Source organism: Bittarella massiliensis (ex Durand et al. 2017), from assembly GCF_017566145.1.
GTDB classification, from domain to species: domain Bacteria; phylum Bacillota; class Clostridia; order Oscillospirales; family Ruminococcaceae; genus Bittarella; species Bittarella massiliensis_A.
This window is the reverse complement of record NZ_JABFCL010000116.1, coordinates 1-244: the sequence shown is the minus strand read 5'-3', so window position 1 is coordinate 244 and position 244 is coordinate 1. Positions and strand designations below refer to the sequence as shown.

Sequence of the window (244 nt, the reverse complement as noted above, 5' to 3'; positions counted from 1 at the left end):
ATCAGAACAATCCGCTCGGTGAGCTGACGCACAAGAGACGTCTGTCTGCACTCGGACCGGGAGGTCTTTCCAGAGACCGTGCCGGATTTGAGGTCCGCGACGTTCATTATTCCCACTACGGAAGAATGTGTCCGATCGAGACTCCGGAAGGTCCGAATATCGGTCTGATCAACTCCCTTGCGACATATGCCAGAATCAATAAATACGGATTTGTCGAGGCTCCGTACCGGAAGATTGACAAGAC

At 52.5% G+C, this 244-nt stretch carries 1 protein-coding gene; it reads left to right on the top strand.

The genetic code is table 11. The features are described from left to right. Positions 1-244, top strand: a 244-nt coding sequence (locus HJY11_RS13685; RefSeq protein WP_208076473.1) for a hypothetical protein, incomplete at both ends; no start/stop codon positions are given.